Genomic DNA, 2,144 nt, shown 5'->3' with positions numbered 1-2,144 from the left:
CACCCGGATGTCGTTGCTGAACATCGTGGACCGCTCGATTCCGGCTGAGCGGTTGATCGAGGAGTTGGAGAAGACGTTCGCGATCTGGGGTGGCCCGCCGATGGTGCTGCGCATGGACAACGGCCCTGAGTTCATCTCAGAAGCCCTGCAGGCGTTCTGTGCAGGGTCGGTCGGGATCTCCTACATTCCGCCCGGCACACCGTGGAACAACGGGTTCATCGAGTCGTTCAACAACCGGTTGCGCGACGAGTGTTTGAACCGCAACTGCTGGCCCACCCTGCTCGAGGCCCGCGTGGTCATCGACGACTTCAAAGACGACCACAACCACCGACACCGGCACTCGGCGCTGGGCTACCAAACGCCGGCCGAGTACGCTGCCGGATGCACCCACCAACATCACCCCGTGGGCTGCGAGATCGACTGACGATCACAACAAGGAACTGGCTCTAGAACTGCCTGGACCGGTTATCGGGGACCTGCCACGACGTTTCCCCGCTGGAGTGAAGGCTTCGGGCAGGCGTCTTATGTAGCCCTTCTCGGGGGTGGTGAAGTTGCTGCATGGGGCTACCAGAACCCATTCGTGCGGCTCCTGTTCCTTCACCGCCCGCACGAAGGACTTCTTGACTTTGTCTCGACGTCCCACGAACCCGCCGGACATGCCCTCGGGGTAATACTTCAACTGGTAGATAACGAGCCGGCCGTCGGGGTAAGTGACGGAGACGTCCACGCCTCCGTCACCGCCTCGTCCGTTCACGACGTCGACCTCGGCGACGCGCCGGAATTTCCGCATCACAATGTCTCGACGATGCGATCGAACCACGGTGACGTGTGCGGTCTCAGGAGATGCGTGACGTCGTGTTCTCGGGAGATGCTTACCGGCGGTGGGGCCGGTGGGCGTTGAAGTTGCGAATGGTCTTGGTGGTGGTTCGTGCGTGCAGTGACAGTTCTCTGGCGCCGTCGAGCACTCGTAGGTGGTGATCGTCGACGATGATGGTGACGATGGTGCCGGCGTAGGTCGGACTGACTCGGAGGCGTTGGCCGGCCACCATGATCTGACCGCTCTTGGGAACCCGGCGCTGCACGCTCTGCGGCCCTGACGGTGGCGCAGGCGGCAGCGGGGTGCTGGCTTCCCGAACTCCGGTCAAGCGGCGAATATTCTCTAGGTCAAGAGGATTGGGTAGCGTCTTGATCAGGTGGGTGCCGTTGGTCGCGTGGATCAACTCGCCGTCGATCCGCAGGGTGACCCGGCTGCCGGCCGTCACGACGCCGAGGGCGAGTTCATGTCCACGAACAATGACGATGCCGTCGCGGTTCGCGGTCCGGTCGATCTCGATAGCTCGCGGCCGATGGGTGGCGGTGGAGGTGTCGAACGCGGCTTGCGCCGGTCTGGGCCGGCCCGGGCGGGTGCCGCGGGCGCGGAGTCGTTGCAGGTCTGCGGTGGTCAGCTTCGACCGGACCGTCTTGATCACGATGTCGTCGCAGATGATGTACACGCTCGACAGGTCAGCCCACATCACGACACTGCGCTGCGCATAGTTTCTTTCCGACCCACACCTGTTGCACACCGGCAATAGTCACTACACCGGACGGCGGCACGACAGTGTCGAACTCAATGGCGGAACTCGACTGATCGGCCACGGTTGGAGCTGGCCGAACGACTTCGGCTTCCGGTCGGATCTCGGCACCAACAGGCTTGCTGGGCATGGTGTCGGGATCGGTGCTGCGACTGCGGAACACGCTGGCAGGGGTGGCCATGTTCAGCGACTGATGCGGTCTGCAGGTGTTGTAGGCGTGGACCCATTCGTCGATAGTGTTGACGGCGCCTGAAAACTGACCCCCTGACGACGGGTGAATTTTGACCCCCGTCTTGTTAGGAGGGTGATTTCAGTGGAGCAGTGGGCGGAGATCCGCCGTTTGCATCGCAGTGAGGGTGTGCCGATCAAGGAGATCGCGCGCCGGTTGGGGGTGGCCCGTAACACGGTGCGGGCGGCGTTGGCCTCAGACACCGCGCCGAAGTACTCTGAGGTTCCCCCCGAACCGTAGAGGCATCGATAATGAGGAGCACGATGCCAGAGAAGCGGAAGAAGTACGACCGGGAGTTTCGTGATGGGGCGGTCCGGATCGTCGAGGAGACAGGTAAGCCG

At 62.8% G+C, this 2,144-nt stretch carries 3 protein-coding genes and 1 pseudogene; 2 read left to right on the top strand and 2 right to left on the bottom strand.

Annotated features, from left to right (window positions below):
* Positions 1-424, top strand: a 424-nt coding sequence (locus tag ABLE92_RS26035; RefSeq protein ID WP_348807657.1) for an integrase core domain-containing protein, incomplete at its 5' end; no start/stop codon positions are given.
* Between the two features lie 448 nt (positions 425-872).
* Here the strand turns inward: ABLE92_RS26035 and ABLE92_RS26030 are convergent.
* Positions 873-1,514, bottom strand: coding sequence for a Mu transposase domain-containing protein (locus ABLE92_RS26030; protein ID WP_026920504.1), 642 nt, complete (start codon positions 1,512-1,514; stop codon positions 873-875).
* Complete coding sequence (locus ABLE92_RS26025) at positions 1,504-1,755, bottom strand: hypothetical protein (protein WP_240524022.1); 252 nt, start codon at positions 1,753-1,755, stop codon at positions 1,504-1,506. Before ABLE92_RS26025 ends, ABLE92_RS26030 begins: the two co-directional genes overlap by 11 nt.
* A gap of 123 nt (positions 1,756-1,878) precedes the next feature.
* Here ABLE92_RS26025 and ABLE92_RS26020 point away from each other — a divergent pair.
* Positions 1,879-2,031, top strand: a pseudogene (locus ABLE92_RS26020) (helix-turn-helix domain-containing protein); the annotation flags it as partial.
* Positions 2,032-2,144 lie beyond the last annotated feature (113 nt).

The sequence above is a fragment of the Gordonia oleivorans genome (genome assembly GCF_040044975.1).
GTDB lineage: Bacteria > Actinomycetota > Actinomycetes > Mycobacteriales > Mycobacteriaceae > Gordonia > Gordonia oleivorans.
Note: the sequence above shows the minus strand (reverse complement) of the source record. Positions and strands in the feature narration are given on the sequence as shown.

Excerpts from the sequence above, each read along its gene's own strand:
- ABLE92_RS26030 (WP_026920504.1), bottom strand. The coding sequence starts at position 1,514 with ATGTGGGCTGACCTGTCGAGCGTGTACATCATCTGCGACGACATCGTG.
- ABLE92_RS26025 (WP_240524022.1), bottom strand. The coding sequence starts at position 1,755 with ATGGCCACCCCTGCCAGCGTGTTCCGCAGTCGCAGCACCGATCCCGAC.